We start from the raw sequence: 18,778 nt of genomic DNA, 5'->3' as shown, positions 1-18,778 counted from the left end.
GCGCTTCCCCCTTGCGCGCAGGGCCGGCCAAGGGGGGCTAGAGGCCGACCCGCAAGCTTGCACGGAACGACCAGGCGACATGGCTCTGCTGTTCCTCTGCGGACACCTCGCCGGCGACCTGGAAGGCCGAATTGCCGGCGATGCCGCGGAAGCGGCCGATCCAGCCGCTGGTGCGTTCATCGGGGGTGAGGGTGAAGGGGGTGCCGTCCTTGAACGACGCCGTCGTCACGCCCAGGTTGCCGCTGACGATCTGACGGCGCCCGCCTTCGAGTTCGAAGCGCGTCCAGCCGTCATATTCGTCGGCGCCACCGAAATCGAGGCCGACCGCGACGGTGCCCGACACCGCGAGTTCGTCGCTGTCACGACCGTCGACGGTCAGGTCGAGCGCGTCGCCGCCGCCGGTTTCGGTGTAGCCGTCTTCCTGCAGCTTGTAATAATCGACCGCGACGATCGGGCGGACCGACAGCCCGCCGAGGCGGCCGTCATAAGCGACCGATCCCGCCGCCGACCACAAGGTGGCATCCCACTTGCCGCGCATCGTCTTTTCGATGTCCTCGGCGCCCGTTTCGGCGCGGAAGATACGCGTGCCCTTCAGCTTGATCGGGGCGCCCGACACCCGCGCATTGGCCATGAAATTGTCCGAACGCAGGCGCCAGTGCAGCGCGCCTTCGAACTGGCTGGACGTCACTTCGTTGGCATTGCTGGCGTTGCCGTCCTTGCCGCTGAGGAAGGCGACCGAGCCGCCGAAATTACCGGCGTCGCTCTCGATCTCCGCGCCCATCGAAATGCCCCAGCCGGTGACGTCGTACCCCGCCGTGTCGCCGATACTTTTCGAGGTGCCCCACACCGCCTGGTTGACCCAATAGCCCCACTTGCCCTCATCCTGGAACGGGGCGTGGGGGTCCTGGAGGTAGCGGGCGAGGGCGCGCGAACCCGAGGTGACGGTTTCGAAGACGCCGCCTTCATGTTCGGGCAGCATCTGGCCGAGCTGGCCGCGGAACTGGTCGCCGTCGGCGATGTCGAGGAAGACGTCCTCGACGTCCTCGTCCGCCGCCAGCGCATCGATCACCGCATTGAAGGCGCTCGCCTCGGAGCGGTTGAGGCCGAGCTCGGTGGTGCTCTTGCGCGACACGTCGACGATCAGCTGGGTGGCGTTCGAGGTCAGCGTGCCCTTGTAGAGGAAGGGCAGCAGCGCCGACGAGGTGGTGAGGTTGCTCGCGCCGCTCAGCGACCCGGCGGTGAGCACGATATGCTCGCCCTCGGCGTCCTCGATGCTCGACAGCTTGAGCGCGAGCTTCGATTCGGCGCCGAAACTGGCGTTGCCGGTGACCAGCAGCGCCGTCCCGGTGCTGCCGGTGTCGAGCGTGACGCCGAGTACGCCCTTGTCGGTGACCGCCAGCGACGAGATCGTCGCCGCGCCGGTAACGTCGAAAGTGCCGCCGCTGACCGAAACCGCCAGCGCCTGCGAATTCAGCAAGGCGCCCGAAAAGCGCGCCGTGCCGCCGATCGTCAGCGTGTCGGCGCCGCCGCCGAAATCGGCGGTGCCGGTGAACACCGAACTGCCGGCCAGCGTCATCGCGTCGGCGCCAGTTCCAAAACGAGCGAGTCCCGCATAGGTCGCGTCACCCGACATCGCCAGCGTGTTGGCGCCAGTGCCGAAATATGTGTTCCCCTTCACCGATCCGTCGGCGATGTCGAAGACGTCGTTGCCGCCGCCGAAGCGGACATCACCGACGATGCTGGGCGCGGTGACGCCCGATGCGACCGCGGTCTGCTTCACCGTCGCGCCGCCGCCGTTTGCCGACAGGTCGATTGCGACGTTGCGGTCGGACGACGCCAACGCACCGCTGGCGCTGATCGTGCCGCTGTTTTCGACCAGGTCGACATTACCCGACAGGTCGACGATGGCGCGCGCGACACCGTTGTCGCCGCCGGTCTTGGCCGCGATCGTACCGCTGTTGCGGATCAGGCCGACATCGCTGCCGGTCTCGATCAGCAGCGCGGTCGCGGCGGCGTTGGCGCTGTTGCCGTTGCTGGTCGCCTCGACCCTTCCCGCGACGCGAATTTCGGGGGTGGTCGCACCCGCGCCGATACGAATCGCGGTGGCCTGGACGTCCTTCGAAATCGCCGCGACGCTGCCGCCGATGCCGATGCCGCCGGCGATGGTGACGTTGCCGCCCATGCCGCCGATTTGCATCCCGGTCGCGCTCTTGCCGGCATACAGGCCGTTGCCGATCACCGACCCGTCGATGATCAGGCCGAGCCCGGTGCCGGTGCCGCCGACCGCGCCGATCGCGATGTCGCGGTTTGCGGCGCCGATGCGCAGCGCCGGCGCCGACCCGAAGGAGCGGACCGAAGCCGAGCCTTCCTTGGCATCCTCGATGCCGTCGTCGTCCTCGTCATTGTCGGTGGTGCTGCTGTCCTTCGGCGGCACCGCAAGCACGATCCCGCCGCTGACGTCGCCTTCGATCGAAATCGCCGGGCCGCCGATCAGCAGGTCGTCGGCGTCGAGCTTCGACGGATCGGCGGGCGGGGTCGTGGTGCGATAACCGGTCGCGGTATATTGACCCTGGATCACCAGCGCGCCGTTAATGTTGCCCGCCAGCCGTGCGGCGGTGGCGTCGAGACCGGTCGCGGTGACGGTGCCGGCAAGGCGGACGTTGCCGGTGACATCCTGCAACCCGATGCCGAGCGCGCGGTCGCCAAGCACGGTGATCGTGCCGTCGTTGGTGAAGCGACCGGTGAGCGGACCGCCGAGGCGGATGCCCGCCGAATCATTACCCTCGATCGCGATCGAGCCGCTGTTGACGATGTTGCCGGTAAAGGCGCCGCCGGTTGCGATGCCGGTGCGGTTGTTGCCGACGGCGAACGGGCCGTCGATGTCGCCGTCGTTGTCGATGTCGGTCGGCGCATAGGGTTCGTTGATGATGATCTTGCCGGTCGCGGAGTTGGTGATCGAACCGACGGTGCCGGCATTGGCGAAAATGCCGGTCGCGCCATTGGCGTTGCCGATTTCGATCGTGCCTTCGTTGGTCACCTTGTGGTTGCTGTCGATCGTGACCGCGGTGCCGCCGTTCGGCTTGACCGATCCGGTCGCGGTGATCTTCACATCGTCGGGCCCGCCCGATTTGACGGTCGAGGTCCGCACGGGGGCGGTGACCCCGGTGGTGATCGACGTTTCGGCAAAGGCAGGGGTGGCGGCGACGGCGGCCAGGCAGGTGGACGCGAGCAAAATCTTGCGCATTGGGTTCCTCTTGTGATCTCGGCGGATGTCCTCCCGGGACAATCACAAGACGGAACGGTGCGCGCGGCACCTTGAACAAAAATTCTGGGCGCGGCGAACCGCGACGTTGCGGGTCGGTTCGGCGGTGCAGAAGGTGGCGGAGCGGGTGGGATTCGAACCCACGATAGGCTTTTGACCTATACTCACTTTCCAGGCGAGCGCCTTCGACCACTCGGCCACCGCTCCGCATGCTTGGAAGGCGCGCCCTAATCGCTTGGCGGGGCTTTCGCAAGCCGATTGGGCATGGCAGACAGGTGCGATGAAACACCTCCTCCTGTCGGCCGCTGCCGCCCTGTCACTCGCCTTTCCGCTCCACGCGCAAGATGCTGCGCCGCCGCCATCGCCGGGCGAGATCGTCGACGCAGCAAAGCCGGACGAATGGGTGCCGATCGCGGCGTCGGATCTGCTCGTCATGGACCTCGCGCCCGATGCCAACGGCAAGGCGCGCCGCGTCGTCATCCAGCTGATGCCGGCGCCGTTCAGCCAAGGGTGGATCGGCAACATCCGCAAGCTCGCGGCGGCGCGCTGGTGGGACGGGACGAGCATCAACCGGGTGCAGGACAATTATGTCGCGCAGTGGGGCGATGCGACCGAGAAGAAGCCGTTACCGCAGGGTTTGGCGACGGTCCCGGAGGGTGATTATGTCCAGCGTGTCCCCGCGGCGGAGGAGGCGCAACTCGGCCGGTTGCGCCTGATCGATGCCTATGCCGAGGCGGTCGATGTCGAAGGTGGGTGGCCGCTCGCGCAATCGGGCGATCTTTACTGGCCTGTCCACTGCTACGGCATGGTCGGCGTCGGTCGCAACCTGTCGCCCGATACCGGGACCGGCGCCGAACTCTACACCGTGATCGGCCACGCGCCGCGCCATCTCGACCGCAACATCGCGCTCGTCGGCCGCGTGATCAGCGGCATCGAGCATCTGTCGAGTCTGCCGCGCGGGACGGGAGCGCTAGGATTCTATGCGACCGAGGCCGAGCGCGTGCCGATCGCGTCGATCCGGATCGCGACCGATCTGCCGCCCGCCGTGCAGCCGAAGTTCGAATATCTGTCCGCCGACAGCGCCAGTTTCGCGAAATACGCCGACGCGCGCGCCAACCGCCGCGATCCCTTCTTCATCAAGCCGGCGGGCGGAGCGGATATCTGCAACGTTCCGGTGCCGGTGCGGGTGAGGCCGAAATGAACCACGAACCCCGTTCGTGTCGAGCGAAGTCGAGACACCCCCAAGGCGTGCGCTGCCGATGGGCATCTCGACTGCGCTCGATGCAAACGGGTTAACATGGGTTGGTCATGGAAACCTTCACCATCACCACACCGCTGTGGCGCTGGCAGTCGGCCACCGCGCCGGCGGCATGGTTTTTCCTGACCATCGCGGGTGAGGCCGCCGACGGCATCCGGCTGGCCGCGATCTCGGGCCAGTGGCTCGACGGCCGCAAGGGATTCGGGTCGGCGCGGGTTGACGTGACCATCGGCGAGACGCGCTGGCAGACATCGGTATTCCCGCACAAGGAAAGCGGTGGCTGGCTGCTGCCGGTGAAGGCCGCGGTTCGCAAGGCCGAGGGGCTGACCGAGGGTGACGCGGTGACGGTGACCGTCAGTCTTTAACCGGGGTTTCCGCCTTGGCATCGCGCGCCTGCGCCTTGCGCTTGCGCAGATTGGCGCGCAGCGCTTCGCCGAGGCGGCGCTCGCGTTCGAGGTCGGCGGGGGAGGGCGGCTTGCTCACCTTTGCGGCCATGCCCGCGAAATTGCCCGAGCGTCAAGCCTCGCACCTTGACAGGCGACAGGCACCCCGCCATAGGCCGCGCCTGCCCAGCGAACAGCGTTCGCGCGGCGATCCGGTTGCTGCTGTAGCTCAGTGGTAGAGCGCGTCATTGGTAATGACGAGGTCGACAGTTCAATCCTGTCCAGCAGCACCATTTTTCAGCTTTTTTTCGAGAATCAGAGGCATCGCGCCGCTTCTGCAGTCAGGCAGTCAAATCCGCGCCGCGAGCAACCAGTCGTGGAACAGCTTCACCGCCGGCTGGCGCAATGCGCGCGGGCGGCAGACGAACCAGTAGCTGTACGGGCTGTCGACGTCGAAATCGAACAGGCGGACGAGCCGCGGGTCGTGCGCATCGTCGAAATGGTGTCCGTGCATGAAGGCGACGCCGATACCCTGCGCCGCGGCTTCGAGCATCAGCGGTCCCGAATCGAAGAAATCGATCCCCGCGGGTTCCAGATAGGGCATGCCGATCGCCTTTTTCCACTCGCTGAATGTCTCGGGCATCTCGCGGTGGAGGAGGATCGTCGTGCGTTGCAGCTGTTCGGGCACGCTGATCGCGCGGTCGCCGTCGGTCAGTGTGCGCGCCGCGATCGGGAACACCTTGTCCTGATCGAGTCGCGCCGCATAAAGCGCCGGATCGATCGCGCGGGCCAGCGCGATCGCGACGTCGATCCCTTCGCCCAGCCGCGCCTCGGCGTGCGACATGGTGTCGATGTCGATGTGCAGTTCGGGATGTTCGCGGCGCAGTTCGGGCAGCCGTGGGAACAGGCGCTGCTGCGCGAACAGCGGCAACACGTTGAGGTGCAGCCGCATCGATGCTTCGGGGCTGCCGACGCGGGTGATCGCGGCGCGCAGCTCGTCGAGGATCGGCGCGAGCTGGGTTTGCAGCTCGCGGCCCGCCTCGGTCAGCCGCAGCCCGTGGTGATGGCGGTTGAACAGCGGACGGCCGACGGCATGCTCGAGCGTCTGGATACGGCGCGACAGCGCGGGCATCGACAGGCCAAGCTCGCTCGCCGCCGCCTTGACCGTGCCATGGCGCGCGACCTCCAGAAAGGCTTCCATGCTGCTGAGGGGGGGAAGGCGTGCCATATCGGTCGACGATGATGACATGACACCGCCAGCCACGCCAGAATTTTGTGCAGTGCGTCATATGTTGGGCACGAGCGGGGGTCGCAAAACGGGAACGCGCGCCCTATCTTCGCCGTTCTGATTTTTTCGGGAGACACGGTTTGGCGGATGCAGCGGTAAAGGAAAAGCAGGTCAAACTGCAGGTCGCCAACGCGCGAGCCGAAGAAAGCGGCGGCGGTATCGCTCGTATTCCGCGCTCGGCGATGGCCGAACTCGGGATCACCGAGGGCGATGTGATCCAGATCAGCGGCAAGCGCCAGACCGCGTCGCGCGTCGTCGCCCCCTATGCCGAGGACGAAGGGCTTGAAGTCGTCCGCCTCGACGGGCTCCAGCGCGCCAATGCCGGTGCCGGCGCCGGCGACATGGTCGTGCTCAGCCGCGTCGAAACGCGCCCGGCGACGCGGGTCGTTTTCGCCCCGGCGCAGGAAAATCTGCGGCTGCAGGGGTCGGCCGTGGCGCTCAAGCGCAGCTTTTTCGGGCGGCCGCTGGTCGCTGGCGACACCGTCGCGACGACCGGGCAGCAGCGCGTCTCGGCCGGCGATATGCCGCCGCAGCTGCGCCAGATGCTCAACGCGCCGGCTTATGCGCTGGCCGAAGTGCGCCTGCTCGTCGTCTCGGCCAGTCCCAAGGGCGTGGTGACGATCGACGAGAATACCGAAGTCGAACTGCTCCCCGAATATCAGGAGCCGCAGGACGCGCGCCGCACCGATGTGACCTACGACGATCTCGGCGGGCTGGGTGAGACGATCGACCAGCTGCGCGAGATGGTCGAACTGCCGCTGCGTTATCCCGAACTGTTCCGCCGCCTCGGGGTCGATCCGCCGCGCGGCGTGCTGCTCCACGGCCCGCCAGGCACCGGCAAGACGCGGCTCGCGCGCGCGGTGGCGAACGAGAGCGAGGCGCAATTCTTCCTGATCAACGGTCCCGAGATCATGGGGTCCGCCTATGGCGAATCCGAAAAACGGCTGCGCGACATTTTCGAGGCCGCGGCGAAGGCGGCGCCCTCGATCCTGTTCATCGACGAGATCGATTCGATCGCGCCGAAGCGCGGGCAGGTGACCGGCGAGGCGGAAAAACGCCTTGTCGCCCAGCTGCTGACGCTGATGGACGGGCTGGAGCCGCGCACCAACCTCGTGATCATCGCCGCGACCAATCGCCCCGACGCGATCGACGAGGCGCTACGGCGTCCGGGTCGCTTCGACCGCGAGATCGTGATCGGGGTGCCCGATGAGGGCGGGCGCCGTGAAATTTTGGGCATCCACACCCGCGGCATGCCGCTCGCCAAGAATGTCGACCTCGCCGAACTGGCGCGCACGACCTTCGGTTTCGTCGGCGCCGACATGGCGGCGTTGACGCGCGAGGCAGCGATCGAGGCGGTGCGGCGGATCATGCCGAAGCTGAACCTGGAAGAAGGGACGATTCCGCCCGAGGTGCTGGAGGAGCTGCGCGTCACCCGCGACGACTTCAACAATGCGCTGAAGCGCGTGCAGCCGTCGGCGATGCGCGAAGTGATGGTGCAGGCCCCGACGACGCGCTGGAGCGACATCGGCGGGCTCGACGCGGCGCGCGAGAAACTGATCGAGGGTATCGAACTGCCGCTGAAGAACCCCGAGGCGTTTCGTCGCCTCGGCATTCGGCCTGCCAAGGGGTTCCTGCTCTACGGGCCGCCGGGAACCGGCAAGACCTTGCTGGCGAAGGCGGCAGCGCGCGAATCGGACGCCAATTTCATCGCGATCAAATCCTCGGACCTGCTCTCCAAATGGTATGGCGAGAGCGAGCAGCAGATTGCGCGGCTGTTCGCCCGCGCCCGCGCCGTCGCCCCGACGATCGTCTTCATCGACGAACTCGACAGCCTCGTCCCCGCGCGGGGCGGCGGGGCGGCGGGCGAGCCGCAGGTGACCGAACGCGTCGTCAACACCATCCTCGCCGAAATGGATGGGATCGAGGAAATGCAGTCGGTGGTGGTCATCGGCGCCACCAATCGTCCGAACCTGATCGACCCCGCGCTGCTGCGACCGGGACGGCTCGACGAGCTGATCTATGTGTCGGTCCCCGACAAGGAAGGACGCCGCCGCATCCTCGAAATCCAGACCGGCAAGATGCCGCTCGCCGATGACGTCGACCTCGCGGTGCTCGCCGAGCGGTCGGACCGCTTCACCGGCGCCGATCTGGAGGATCTGACCCGGCGCGCCGGCCTTGCGGCGCTCAAGCGGTCGATTGCCAGCGAGACGGTGACGATGGCCGATTTCGATGCAGCGCTGAAGGACACCCGCGCTTCGGTGACCGAGGCGATGGAAAAGGATTATGAAAAGATCCAGGGCGAGATCAAACAGAATGCGATGAGCATCAACCCGATCGGCTTTTTCGCCCCGGGGATGCTGAAGCCGGTGCGCGAGCAGAAGCACGGCGACGACGAGGTGAAGGACTGACCTCGCCCGCCGGTCAGGCCGCGCTCTCGCCCAGTCGGAGCGCGGCCCAGCCCCACAGCACCAGCCAGGCGCAAAAAGCGGCCATCAGGCCATAGGCGACCATCGGGTGCCAGTTGTAGAGCAGCACCCCGATCGCGGGCGACACGATATAGGCCGAGCCGTTGATCGAGGCCGTCATCCCGGCGACGCTGCCCTGGTCGCGGCGCGGCACCGCCAGCGACGCGCCGGCGGTGAACCCCGGACGAAACAGCCCGAAGCCGAGCGAGGCGAGCGCGAAGCCGATGACGATGCCGTGTAGGCCCTGCGACAGTCCGGTCATCACCGTGCCGATTCCGCCGAGCGCGGCGCCGACCAGCACCGCGGTGCGCGGCGTCATCTTGAGCAGCGGGATCAGTCCCCATTGCGACAACAGCGTCGCAAAGGCGCCCGCCATCAGCACAATGCCGGTCAGCGCAGCGCCTTCGTCGGGACGCAGCCGCATGTCGAGGCGGTCGAGGATCAGGAAACCGATGACGCCGAGCATCATCGCCTGCGCCTGCCCGCCGTAAAAACCTGCCAGCAGCCACGGACGGACGCGGCGGTCGGTCCAGCGCAGCGGGGTGGGGTCGTCGCCGACATCGGTGCCGTCATCGTCGTCGCCACGCGACGCCTCGGGCGACCCCGCCGACGTGGGGTAGGACACGACAGATCCGCGCGCGGCGAAGCGCGGGACATCGTCGGGCAGCCGCCAGCGCAGCATGACGAGCACGATCAGGCCGATGACCGCGAACACCAGCAGCGGACCGGCGAGACCGACGAGCGGCAGGATGAAGAAAGGCGCGATCGCGGGGCCGATGACCGTGCCAAGCCCGAACGACGAGGAGACGAGCGACAGGGCCTGTGTGCGTTCTTCGGGATCGGTGCGTGCCGCGACATAAGCTTGCACCGCGGGCGGCGCCGCCGATCCGAGCGCGCCGTAAAGGCTGCGAAACAGCGCGAAGACGATAAAGGTCGCGCCCGCCGCGAGCCAGCCTGCGAGGCCCGCCCACAGGGTCAGCCCGCACAGCGCCATCGACGCCATGAAACCGACGATACCGAGCGCCATCAGCGCCTTGCGGCCGCGCTTGTCCGACTGGCGCGCCCAGTGCGGCGCGGTGAGCACCCAGAGCAGCGCCGACCAGCTGAACGCCAGGCTGACCCAGACGTCGGGAATCTTCAGCTTGGTGCCAATGGCCGGCAGGATCGACTGCATCGCAGTGTTTCCCGCCGCGGCGACGAGCATGACCGCGAACAGCACCGCCATGCGATCATTGGGGATCGAGCGGGTTTTGGTCGCCATCCTGTCCGCCTCTCCTGCCGCCGTTCGTCGCACGCCTGCGTCTCCCTACACGCGAAGCGGCCGCTGTCCAGAGTCAAGCCCGACTCTTTTCTTGCGCAAAGCCGCCGGATTTGCCACGCCTTTGGGCAGCCGCAACAACGCGAAAGCCATCATGACCAATCCGCGGGCGCAAGCCCAAGAATCGAAGGTCGCGCTGCCCCAGCGGGTGCGCGCCAAGCTCAAGCGCTTTTTCGGACCCTGGGGCATGTTCGTCCGCGGTTTCGTCAAGCATCCGGTCATGGTCGGGTCGATCGTTCCGTCGTCGCCGACGCTGATCCGCCACATGCTGAAGCCCGTCGACTGGAAGAACACGAAGCTGTTCGTCGAATATGGGCCCGGCGTCGGCACCTTCTGCCGCCCGATCCTCGAACGCATGGCGGGCGACGCGACGCTGATCGCGATCGATACCAACGAAGACTTCATCGACTATCTGCGCGCCGACATCCGCGACAGCCGCTTCATCGCGGTGCATGGATCGGCGGCCGACGTCGAGGCGATCGTGAAGGCGCACGGTTTCGACCAGGCCGATTATGTGCTGTCGGGGCTGCCGTTTTCGACCCTGCCCGCGGGCGTCGGCCCGGCGATCGCCGCCGCGACGCACCGCGTTCTGCGCCCCGGCGGCGCGTTCCTGGTCTATCAGTTCCGTGCCCGTGCCCGCGATTTCCTCGCCCGGCATTTCGCCCGCATCGACGACGCGTTCGAATGGGTCAACGTCCCGCCGTGCTTCCTGTTCTGGGGCTGGAAGGAATAACCTTCTAAGCGTCGGCGCGCGGATCGTGCTCGGTGAGGCCGAAGTTCAGGCGGCGGCTGACCGTATAGTCGGCGACACCGACGACGAACCAGGCCAGCGCCCAGCGCAGCCGGGTCAGGAAGGTTCCGCGTTCCTTGTGCACCGCAGGCGTGACGACCGTACAATCGCCCTCGAGTCCCGCAACGAATTCGCGCATCTTCGCCGCGAAACCCGCGTCGGCGATGCGCACCATCGCCTCGACGTTCACGAACAGGCTGCGCATGTCGAAATTGGCCGAGCCGATATAGACGACATCGTCGATGACGATCAGCTTCATGTGGAGGCGGCACGGCCGATATTCCCAAACCTCGGCGCCCTTGCGGAGCAGATAGCCGTAGAGCAGGCGCGAGGCGCCGATCGTCGCCGCATTGTCGGACTTGCCCGCCATCACGAACCGGGCCCGGCCGTGCCGTGCGACCCGACCAAGCCGCCGCAGCAGACCCTGACCCGGCGAGAAATAGGCCATCGCCATGTCGAGCTGACGCGCCCGCTTCAGGTCGGTGCGGACCGCGCGGGCCCAGGGCGACAGCCGCTGCGTCGGCCCGCCGACGAGCCACGATACCGGCGCGTCGCCGACCGGCCATTCGCGGATCAGGCGGCGCAGGATCAACAGCTTGCCGTCGCTGTTGACGGTATAATCGTGGACCTTTTCGAACCAGTCGGCAATCTGTGCGACCGAAGGGCCGGTGACGAACAGGCCAAGATCGAACCAGCAGTCGGTGCGCGGCGCGCTGAGATAGGCTTCGGCGATGTTGAAGCCGCCGGTCACCGCGGTCTCGCCATCGACGATGAGCAGCTTTTGATGGTTGCGGATCAGATAGGTCGAGCGCCAGTGCCGCGAAAAGAAGGTCACGCTGCCGCCCGCCGCGCGCAGCGGCGCAAAAAAGGCGTCGCTGGTGTCCGACGAGCCAAAGCTGTCGATCACCGCGCGCACCGGTACCCCGCGCTGCGCCGCCGCGACCATCGCCGCCAGAAAGCGCTGCCCGGCGGCATCGGGATCGAAAATATACATCACGATGTCGATGCTGCGCGTGGCCGAATCGAATAGAGCGATCAGCCGTTCGAGCCGCTCGGCGCCATCCGCCACGAGCTCGAGGTGATGCCCGGCCACCTCAGCGCGCCAATGGTCGTGCGAATGGTCGTGGGCGCCGTCGGTATCGATCATCGCCCGCTCATATGCCGTCCGGCGATGCGGGGGCAAGCTTCAGCGTCATCGCGCCGCATCGAGCCACGCGCCCAGCGCGCGCTCTTCGTCGACGCTGTCTCGCCGGCCCCGGTCGAAGCGTTTCCATAAAAAACGCCGCGCATGATCGACGAGCCGCACCGCATACCAGAACCAAAGCCCGCGCCCGTCGATCGGTCGCCCGGCGTAATGGGCGACGATGTGGCGCGGCGGAAACGCCCGGTCGCGCAGCAGCGCCGACTTGGCGGCAATGCCGGGCGCGTCGGCCAGCGCGGTTTCGAAATAGACTTCGGTCCGCGCCGCCATGTCCTTGACCAGCAGCGCTCTTGCCGCCTCGATCAGCCCGACCGGCGGCGGCGCCGGCGCGATACCGCCCGGCCATTGCACCTCGACAGCGTGATATTCGGCCGCGAGCGCGAACAGCAGGTGCGCGCCGGGCGCCTGCCCATGCGCTTCGGCCGCCGCCCAGAAGCGCGGCCAGTCGATCGCGGCGGCGGCCAGCGTCGCAGCTAGATCGGACAGGATCATCGGACCGTTGTCGAGGCGATGGTCGTAGGCGGCATGAACGATGAGGTGGAGCAAGGTGTCGGTGGGGTCCAGACACATCACCGGCTGGCCGCCCACCGTGGTCGCCACGCGGCGCGCCAGCAGCGCCGCGCTCTCGGCGCGCTGTTTCGCCTTGTCCTCGCCCGCTTCGGGACGCGCCAGCCGCCAGTGGATTTCGAAACAGACGCGCCCCTCGCCAAAGACGATCGGCGGCATATGCTTGTGATGCTCGCGCGCGTGGATGATCGGAACATGCGATTTCGGTCCGGGTCGTGCGCCCTCCGCAATGAGCAGCGCGTGCGCGCGTTCGGCATGTTCGTCGGCAACGAGCAGATCGATGTCGCGCATCGGGCGCAGCGCCGGCACCTCATACGCCTGCCACGCGAGCCACGCGCCCTTCAGTGCCGCCGAGGCAATCCCCTCGCGCTGGAGCAGCGCCTGCACGGTCACGAGCGCGTGCTGCATGACGAGCGAACGCGTCGCGGCGCGCCGGTAAAGCCTTTCCCATTCGGCGGCGATCTCGGCAGGAACGGGCCAGGACCGTCCCGCCGCGACGAAGCGGTGATGGAGCAGCGGCGTCAGGCGATGCTGCAACGCCATGTCGCGCAGCCGCTGCCAGTCAACGTCATTCAGTGCGGCAAAATCGGCGGACGTCGGCGCGCGGCGGGTCGCCATCATATCGAGCAGCAGGAGGTGGGGAGCGGGCCGGGTCATGTGAAGGCCGCGCTGACGATTCGCCCGCCGTCGAGTCGCACGATCTGGTCGGCCTCGTCGAGCATCGAAAGCCGGTGCCCGATCACCACGAGCGTTAGCCGGCCGTGCATTGCCGCGATCGCGCTTTGCACCGCGGCTTCGTTCGCCGGGTCGAGCGCGCTCGTCGCCTCGTCGAGGATCAGCAGTTGCGGCTTTGCCAGCAGCGCGCGTGCGATCCCGATGCGCTGGCGTTCGCCGCCCGACAGCTGCACGCCATCATCGCCGACCGGCGTGTCGAGCCCGCGCGGCAGCGCGAGGACGAAATCGGCGGCGGCCATGCGCAATGCCTCGCCGAGCCGCGCCTCGTCGGCGTCGGGCGCCGCCCACAGCAGATTGTCGCGGATGCTGCCGTGGAACAGGAAACAATCCTGTTCGACATAGGCGACCGCCTGCCGCCATTGCCGCCGCCGCGCGCCTGCGATCACGTTTCCGTCGACGCGCAAGGTGCCGGCATCGGGCGCGACAAGCCCCATCAGCAGGTCGGCGAGCGAGCTTTTCCCGGCACCCGAGGCGCCGATCACCGCGGTGGTCGTGCGCACCGGCAGGCGAAGCGTGATCCCCGCAAGCGCGGCGCGATCGCGGCCCGCATGCGTGAGGTCGACGGCATCGAGCGCGATCTCCGCGTCGAAGGGCAGCGGCGGCGTAGCAGGATCGGCGACGGGCTCGGCGTGGGCGGCAGTTTCGGCGACGAGCCGGTTGGCCTCGATCGCCGCCGGCGCCGCATGAAGCCAGACATGCCACGCCTGCTGGATCGTGCCGAGCATCGGGACAAGCCGCGCGAAGACGAGGAGCACGGGCAGCAGCGCGGCGAGCGGCACGGCCCACCAGCCGACACCGATCCAGACCAGCGCCGCGAGCAGCGCTGCGCCGCCGACTTGCATCGCGACGCGGGCGTGGCTGGCACTCGCAGCGTAGCGGACCTGTTGCCCGCGCAACGCGCCGAGGACATCGTCGAAGCGCGCGATCTGCCGGTCCTCGCCGCCGAGGATGCGGGTCGTCCGCATCCCGGCCAGCGCATTGCCGACTTCGGCCTGCAGCGCGCGATTGGCATGGGTCAGCGCCTGACCGAGCGCAACGGCGCGGCGCCGGTGACCGCCGAAAGCGGCGAGCACGACGAACCCGCCAAGCGCCGCGACGAGCGCGACCTGCCACGCCAGCAGGAAGATCGCGGCGAGATAGACGCATGCGGTGATCAACGTCGCGGCGAGGGTCAGCAACTGCGTCACCGCGGTGCCGACGCGGCCGACGTTGACGACCAGCGTCGCGATATGGTCCGACGCGCGTCGTTCGGCGAGCCAACGCCATTCGGCGCGCACCAGCCCGGCAAACAGCCGGCGACGCAGCGTATCGACGAGACGGTGCTGGAGCCGCACCCCGAGCACCGCCTGCGCATGCTGGACGAGCGCGCGAAAGGTGACGAGCGCGAGGAACAGCAGCAGGATCCCACCCAGCGTCCACGCGCCGGCGAACAGGCCGGCGAGTTGGGCGGCGACGCCGGTAACGGGTTCGCTGGCGACGCTGCGGTCTCCGAGCAGGGCGAGCATCGGCACGAGCATCAAGATGCCGACCCCCTCGGTCAGCGCGGCGAGCGTCATCAGCGCGAGCACCGCGACGAGCAGCCAGCGGTCGGCGAGCCCGACAAGGTCGCGGAGCGCCGCCCACGCCCCCGCGGTCGTGGCGCGGTCGTGGCGCTGGGTGGGCAAGGCGGCGGGATCGGCCATAGGGCTCCGGGCTGGCGTCGGGCGAACAGGGTCCGACGGGTAAGCGGCGGGGCGGTGAAGTCAACGGCGACGCGCACGCCCTTGTTATTCCCCGGCGCAGAGTTAGGGCGGGAGGATGAGTGGCTTGGGGGTCATTTTCCAGCGAAGCGGGGCGCCCGTCGGGGACCGCGATGTCGCGCGCGTCGCCGACGCGCTGCGGCCTCACGGTGCACGCCGCCGGCGCACCCATGTGGCCTCAACCTTCGGGCTCGTCTGGGCGCAAGGCGAGACGTTTGCGCCCGAAGATCGCTTCGATCGTCAGCCTGTCGTCGGACCCGCCGGCGATCTGGTGCTGTTCGCGGGTTTCCTCGAGCATCGCGGCGAGCTGGTCTCGCGGCTCGGGATGGCGCCCGGCGCAGCGGCGGGCATGGCGGATTCGGCGCTGGCGCATGCGGCTTGGACGAAATGGGGCGAGGGCTGCGTCGACTATCTTTACGGATCCTACGCGCTGGTCGTCGCCGATCCCGCGGCGCAAAGCCTCGTCGCGATCCGCGCGCGCGAAGGCGCGATCCCGATCTATTATCACCAACGCCCCGACCGGTTCGTCCTCGCGACTGCGGCGCAGGCGATCTTCGCGCTCGGCGATGTGCCGCGCGACCTCGACGACCGGCGGATCGCCGATGCTCTGGTGCTCGGCGGCGCAGAACGCACGCGCAGCTTTTTCCGCGGTATTGCCGCGCTGCCGCTGGGGCAGCGACTCAAGGTGGACCGGAACGCGATCGATGTCCGGCCCTGCGCGGCGCGGTTCGATGGTCCCGATATCCGTTTCGCGCGCGACTCGGATTATGTCGATGCGGCGAGCGAACTGCTCCGCGACGCGATCGCCAGCGCGATGCGCGCGACGGCAACGCCCGCCGCGGCGCTCAGCGGTGGGTATGATTCGGCCGCCGTCGTCGTCGGCGCGCTCGACCATCTGTCTGGCAGCGAACCATTGCTCAGCTTTACCGCCGTGCCCGAGCCGGGTTGGGACGGCGTCGCGCACGGTCCGCGCCGGATTGGCGACGAATCGGGCCATGTCCGCGCGCTGGCCGCGATGTACCCCGCGCTCGACGCGCGTTTCGTCGATGCCGCGGGCGCGCCGTTCGACCGCGATCTCGATGCGATCATCGCGCTCGCCGAGGCGCCGCCGGTCGGCATGGCGAACCTGACCTGGTCGGTCGAGCTGAACCGCGCGGTCGCAGCTAGCGGGCGCAGCGCGCTGCTCGTCGGCGCCAGCGGCAACGGCACGCTCAGCGCCAGCGGCCGCGCGCGCTATCCGCAGCTGTTGCGGAGCGGCCGCTGGGCAACGCTCGCCGCCGAGCTGCGCGCCGCGCACGGCGGCCGCGGCATGCACGCCGGCGCCTGGTCGCAAGCGCTCCGCCCGCTGCTACCCGCTGCCGTGGACAGAGCGGTCGCGCGCATGCGTGGGCAGCACGATCTGAAAGGCTTTACCGTCCATTCGCCGATTCACCCCGATTTCGCGCGCGACTTTGCGGCCGAACCGAAAGGCTATGCCGGTTTCGCGTCGCCGCGTGCGATGATGCTGCACATCGCAGCGGGCGGCGCGAAGGACCAGGGGCAGGGCTTTCGTCACGCGATGCAGACGTTGACCGGGGTGGCCGCGCGCGACCCGCTCGGCGACCGCAAGATATTGCAATTCTGCCTCGGCCTGCCGCCCGAACAATTTCTCGACCGCGGCGAGGACCGGCGGCTGATCCGGCGGATGATGGCGGGGCGGCTGCCCGACGCCTATTTCGCTCCCGAACGCGGGCGGCAGGGCGCCGACTGGCATGTGCGGATCACGCGCGACCTGCCGCGTTACCGCGCCGAAGTCGAATGCATGGCAGACGACGCCGACCTGTCGCGACGCTTCGATGTTGCGCGGCTGCGCCGTTTGCTCGACACGTGGCCCGCGCACACGCCGCGCGGATTCGCAGACCATCCCGATTATCTCCTCGCGCTCTATGGGCTGGGGCGGGCACTGGCGATGGCGCGGTTCATATTATGGGCGAGGGGATAGGATTGCCGCGCGAGATACCTTTCACGGTCGAGGCTGATCTCGAACTGGGCAGCCGGATCGCGCCGTTCCTCGTCGCGTCGGGGGCGGACGTGGTCATTGCCGAGGGTGACGTGCCGGCGTCGATCGCCGATCCGGTGATCACCGGGGTGGCGCACAGCGTCAACGCGCGGCAGCTGCTGCTCGAGGTTCCCGGCGGCGCGCGCTTCCTGGTCGAGGATGGCGCGCGCATCACCTATGACCGGCGCGGCGCGTCGGACCGCGAAGTCGCGCTGTTCCTGCTCGGATCGGCGTGGGGCGGGCTCTGTTACCAGCGCGGGCTTCTTCCCCTGCACGCGAGCGCGATCATCGCCGATGGCCGCGTCCACGCCTTCACCGGTCCGTCGGGGGCCGGCAAGTCGACCCTCGTCGCGGCGCTCGCCGACCGCGGGCACAGCTTCTTTACCGACGACGTGCTGATCGTCGACGCGGCGCGCATCGGATCGGCCGCCGACTGCTATGTCGGGCAGAAGGATCTGAAGCTTTGGGACGACGCGCTCGAACTGACCGGCGCCGCGGCGATGGGGCCGGTGCGCGACGCGCCCGAATTCAACAAATATTTCGCCGCGCCGGCGGTGCAGTCGGCGGCGGCGGCGGGACGGCTGGCCAGCCTGACGATCCTGGGCACCGACGCTACGCGCGCCGGCGTTGACGGCTTTGCGATGACGCAACTCGACGGCGGCCGCGCGCTCCAGCAGCTGCGTGACAGCGTCTATCGCCCGCGCTTCGCGATCGGCACCTGGGGCCGCCAACGCCTGTTCGAAACGCTGGGGCGGCTGATTGCCGGGGTGCAGGTGCAGTTGTTCGACCGGTCGACGGTCAGAACGGCATTCGGCGACAGCACCGCCTTCGTCGATCGCTGGATCGGCGACTGGAGCGCCCACAGCGATGATGGGTGACGCAGGTCCGGCGCGCCGCATTTGCTGGCTCGCCTCCTATCCGAAGTCGGGAAATACCTGGACGCGCATCCTGCTCGGCAATCTGCTGCGCGAGCAGGACGACGCGCGGCTCGTCGCGCTCGGCGGCGCGATATCGAGCAACCGGACGATGTTCGACAATCTGACCGGGCTTTCGTCGGCCGACCTCACCGATGACGAGATCGACCTGCTGCGTCCCGACGGCTACCGGATGCTCGCCGCCGAAGCCCGCGACCGGCTGTTCATCAAGGTCCACGACGGCTGGCACGCCAATATGCGCGGCGATCCGCTGTTCCCGGGCGACGTGTCGATTGGTGCGATCTACCTCGTGCGCGATCCGCTGGATGTCGCGATTTCCTATGCCTATCATCAGGGGCACCAGGATTTCGCGCGCGTCGTCGAACAGATGAACAATCCCGCGCATGTGATGGCGGGCGGCAAGGGCCGCCAGCTGCGCCAGCGCACGCTGGGCTGGTCGGGCCATTATCGCAGCTGGCATGCGCAGCAAGACATTCCGGTGCTGACCGTGCGCTACGAAGACATGATTGCCGACACCGCGCGCGAACTTGGCCGGATGGCCGAGTTTCTCACGATCGATGCCGACGCTGCGGTGATCGCGGCGGCGGTCGAAGCGTCGCGGTTCGACCGCTTGCGCGCCGCCGAGGAGCGCGACGGCTTCAGCGAGCGCCCCGAAAAGGCGGCGCGCTTTTTTCGCTCGGGACGCGCTGGCGAGGGTGCCGAGCGGCTCGATGCGCCATTGCAGCAGCGCCTGCGCGACTGCCACGGCGATTTGATGCTGGAACTGGGTTATGGCAATAGCCGGGCCGACGGAGGATGA

Annotated in this window: 14 protein-coding genes and 2 tRNA genes; 8 read left to right on the top strand and 8 right to left on the bottom strand. The window is 68.2% G+C overall.

Annotation, left to right across the window (positions count from 1 at the left end; all coding sequences use genetic code 11):
• Window positions 1-37 precede the first annotated feature (37 nt).
• Together HEQ22_RS07645 and HEQ22_RS07640 are read right to left on the bottom strand one after the other, a co-directional pair.
• Window positions 38-3,244: an autotransporter outer membrane beta-barrel domain-containing protein gene (locus tag HEQ22_RS07645; protein WP_432770590.1), complete on the bottom strand. Its 3,207-nt coding sequence runs from the start codon at window positions 3,242-3,244 to the stop codon at window positions 38-40.
• 134 nt (window positions 3,245-3,378) lie between these two features.
• Window positions 3,379-3,469: transfer RNA gene (locus HEQ22_RS07640), tRNA-Ser, on the bottom strand.
• A 73-nt stretch (window positions 3,470-3,542) separates the two neighbouring features.
• Here HEQ22_RS07640 and HEQ22_RS07635 point away from each other — a divergent pair.
• Window positions 3,543-4,463, top strand: a complete 921-nt coding sequence (locus tag HEQ22_RS07635) for a peptidylprolyl isomerase (RefSeq protein WP_432770589.1) — start codon at window positions 3,543-3,545, stop codon at window positions 4,461-4,463.
• Between the two features lie 107 nt (window positions 4,464-4,570).
• The gene (locus HEQ22_RS07630; protein ID WP_432770588.1) at window positions 4,571-4,885 is read left to right on the top strand and encodes a DUF1905 domain-containing protein; all 315 of its coding nucleotides are present in this window, start codon (window positions 4,571-4,573) and stop codon (window positions 4,883-4,885) included.
• Here the strand turns inward: HEQ22_RS07630 and HEQ22_RS07625 are convergent.
• A complete protein-coding gene (locus HEQ22_RS07625) occupies window positions 4,875-5,003 on the bottom strand; it encodes a hypothetical protein (RefSeq protein WP_432770587.1) in 129 nt (42 codons plus the stop codon). The two genes, HEQ22_RS07630 and HEQ22_RS07625, sit on opposite strands and share 11 nt — an antisense overlap.
• Window positions 5,004-5,121: 118 nt before the next feature.
• Between HEQ22_RS07625 and HEQ22_RS07620 the strand changes: the two genes are divergently transcribed.
• Window positions 5,122-5,196 (top strand) — tRNA-Thr (locus HEQ22_RS07620).
• A gap of 56 nt (window positions 5,197-5,252) precedes the next feature.
• Here HEQ22_RS07620 and HEQ22_RS07615 read toward each other — a convergent pair.
• Window positions 5,253-6,131: a LysR substrate-binding domain-containing protein gene (locus tag HEQ22_RS07615; protein WP_432770586.1), complete on the bottom strand. Its 879-nt coding sequence runs from the start codon at window positions 6,129-6,131 to the stop codon at window positions 5,253-5,255.
• Between the two features lie 140 nt (window positions 6,132-6,271).
• Here HEQ22_RS07615 and HEQ22_RS07610 point away from each other — a divergent pair, with 140 nt between their 5' ends.
• On the top strand, window positions 6,272-8,599 hold the full coding sequence (locus HEQ22_RS07610; protein ID WP_432770585.1) for a CDC48 family AAA ATPase: 2,328 nt from the start codon (window positions 6,272-6,274) through the stop codon (window positions 8,597-8,599).
• A 13-nt stretch (window positions 8,600-8,612) separates the two neighbouring features.
• On the opposite strand, the gene HEQ22_RS07605 is transcribed toward HEQ22_RS07610, so the two are convergent.
• Window positions 8,613-9,917, bottom strand: coding sequence for an MFS transporter (locus HEQ22_RS07605; protein ID WP_432770584.1), 1,305 nt, complete (start codon window positions 9,915-9,917; stop codon window positions 8,613-8,615).
• Between the two features lie 151 nt (window positions 9,918-10,068).
• On the opposite strand from HEQ22_RS07605, the gene HEQ22_RS07600 reads away from it, so the two are divergent.
• Window positions 10,069-10,707 (top strand): class I SAM-dependent methyltransferase, encoded by a 639-nt coding sequence (locus tag HEQ22_RS07600; RefSeq protein ID WP_432770583.1) that lies wholly within the window; start codon window positions 10,069-10,071, stop codon window positions 10,705-10,707.
• Window positions 10,708-10,711: 4 nt separating this feature from the next.
• Here HEQ22_RS07600 and HEQ22_RS07595 read toward each other — a convergent pair whose 3' ends face one another.
• Genes HEQ22_RS07595 through HEQ22_RS07585 form a run of 3 tightly spaced genes read right to left on the bottom strand, consistent with a single transcriptional unit; the run spans window position 10,712 to window position 14,949 of the window.
• Window positions 10,712-11,911, bottom strand: coding sequence for a phospholipase D-like domain-containing protein (locus HEQ22_RS07595; protein WP_432770582.1), 1,200 nt, complete (start codon window positions 11,909-11,911; stop codon window positions 10,712-10,714).
• Window positions 11,912-11,956: 45 nt separating this feature from the next.
• The gene (locus HEQ22_RS07590) at window positions 11,957-13,189 is read right to left on the bottom strand and encodes a nucleotidyltransferase domain-containing protein (protein WP_432770581.1); all 1,233 of its coding nucleotides are present in this window, start codon (window positions 13,187-13,189) and stop codon (window positions 11,957-11,959) included.
• Entirely contained in the window at window positions 13,186-14,949 is a 1,764-nt protein-coding gene (locus tag HEQ22_RS07585) for an ABC transporter ATP-binding protein (protein WP_432770580.1), read from the bottom strand. Before HEQ22_RS07585 ends, HEQ22_RS07590 begins: the two co-directional genes overlap by 4 nt.
• A gap of 229 nt (window positions 14,950-15,178) precedes the next feature.
• Here HEQ22_RS07585 and HEQ22_RS07580 point away from each other — a divergent pair, with 229 nt between their 5' ends.
• The 3 genes from HEQ22_RS07580 to HEQ22_RS07570 are packed head-to-tail and all read left to right on the top strand — an operon-like array spanning window position 15,179 to window position 18,778.
• On the top strand, window positions 15,179-16,987 hold the full coding sequence (locus HEQ22_RS07580; protein WP_432770579.1) for an asparagine synthase-related protein: 1,809 nt from the start codon (window positions 15,179-15,181) through the stop codon (window positions 16,985-16,987).
• A complete protein-coding gene (locus HEQ22_RS07575; RefSeq protein WP_432770578.1) occupies window positions 16,972-17,922 on the top strand; it encodes a hypothetical protein in 951 nt (316 codons plus the stop codon). The genes HEQ22_RS07580 and HEQ22_RS07575 overlap by 16 nt, the downstream gene beginning before the upstream one ends.
• Window positions 17,912-18,778 carry a sulfotransferase domain-containing protein gene (locus HEQ22_RS07570; protein ID WP_432770577.1) on the top strand — a complete coding sequence of 289 codons (867 nt, stop codon included), beginning with the start codon at window positions 17,912-17,914 and terminating at the stop codon, window positions 18,776-18,778. The genes HEQ22_RS07575 and HEQ22_RS07570 overlap by 11 nt, the downstream gene beginning before the upstream one ends.

This window comes from Sphingopyxis sp. (assembly GCF_050916055.1).
In the GTDB taxonomy this organism is placed as follows: domain Bacteria; phylum Pseudomonadota; class Alphaproteobacteria; order Sphingomonadales; family Sphingomonadaceae; genus Sphingopyxis.
Note: the sequence above shows the minus strand (reverse complement) of the source record. Positions and strands in the feature narration are given on the sequence as shown.

Bases quoted from the DNA above. Each gene is read 5' to 3' on its own strand.
- HEQ22_RS07635 (WP_432770589.1), top strand. From the start codon at position 3,543: ATGAAACACCTCCTCCTGTCGGCCGCTGCCGCCCTGTCACTCGCCTTT.
- HEQ22_RS07645 (WP_432770590.1), bottom strand. From the start codon at position 3,244: ATGCGCAAGATTTTGCTCGCGTCCACCTGCCTGGCCGCCGTCGCCGCC.
- HEQ22_RS07595 (WP_432770582.1), bottom strand. From the start codon at position 11,911: ATGATCGATACCGACGGCGCCCACGACCATTCGCACGACCATTGGCGC.
- HEQ22_RS07615 (WP_432770586.1), bottom strand. From the start codon at position 6,131: ATGGCACGCCTTCCCCCCCTCAGCAGCATGGAAGCCTTTCTGGAGGTC.
- HEQ22_RS07585 (WP_432770580.1), bottom strand. From the start codon at position 14,949: ATGGCCGATCCCGCCGCCTTGCCCACCCAGCGCCACGACCGCGCCACG.
- HEQ22_RS07575 (WP_432770578.1), top strand. From the start codon at position 16,972: ATGGGCGAGGGGATAGGATTGCCGCGCGAGATACCTTTCACGGTCGAG.
- HEQ22_RS07630 (WP_432770588.1), top strand. From the start codon at position 4,571: ATGGAAACCTTCACCATCACCACACCGCTGTGGCGCTGGCAGTCGGCC.
- HEQ22_RS07590 (WP_432770581.1), bottom strand. From the start codon at position 13,189: ATGACCCGGCCCGCTCCCCACCTCCTGCTGCTCGATATGATGGCGACC.
- HEQ22_RS07600 (WP_432770583.1), top strand. From the start codon at position 10,069: ATGACCAATCCGCGGGCGCAAGCCCAAGAATCGAAGGTCGCGCTGCCC.
- HEQ22_RS07605 (WP_432770584.1), bottom strand. From the start codon at position 9,917: ATGGCGACCAAAACCCGCTCGATCCCCAATGATCGCATGGCGGTGCTG.
- HEQ22_RS07570 (WP_432770577.1), top strand. From the start codon at position 17,912: ATGATGGGTGACGCAGGTCCGGCGCGCCGCATTTGCTGGCTCGCCTCC.